Source organism: Phaeodactylibacter luteus, assembly GCF_007993045.1.
Taxonomy (GTDB): Bacteria; Bacteroidota; Bacteroidia; order Chitinophagales; family Saprospiraceae; genus Phaeodactylibacter; species Phaeodactylibacter luteus.
Genome location: NZ_VOOR01000255.1, coordinates 1 through 300, shown reverse-complemented (window position 1 = coordinate 300; position 300 = coordinate 1). Strand labels below are relative to the sequence as shown.

1 pseudogene is annotated in these 300 nt (G+C 59.0%); it reads left to right on the top strand.

Features of this window, described 5'->3' with window-relative positions:
• Nucleotides 1-72: 72 nt before the first annotated feature.
• Nucleotides 73-300: pseudogene (locus tag FRY97_RS22170) on the top strand (glycosyl hydrolase family 30); the annotation flags it as partial.

Here is a 300-nt window from a genome sequence, read left to right as displayed (position 1 = left end):
CCCCCCCGGCTGCTCCCGGCTGGCCTGCTGCTGTGCTTTGCCCTCCACAGCTGTGCCCCAAAGGAAAACGCTATGGGACTTGAGATATACGAGACGTCTGCCGCTGGCAGCAAACTAGGCCTGAAAGAAGCAGGAGGGGAGGCCGAGCCCGATAAGCGCTTGACGCTACGCCCTGAAGAGCGTTTTCAGACGATAACAGGCATTGGCGGTTCCTTCACAGAAGCTTCGGCCTACCTGCTCAATGAGCTTAGCCCTGAAAACCGGCAGAAAGTGCTGGAAGCGTACTTCGGCCCTTCTGGC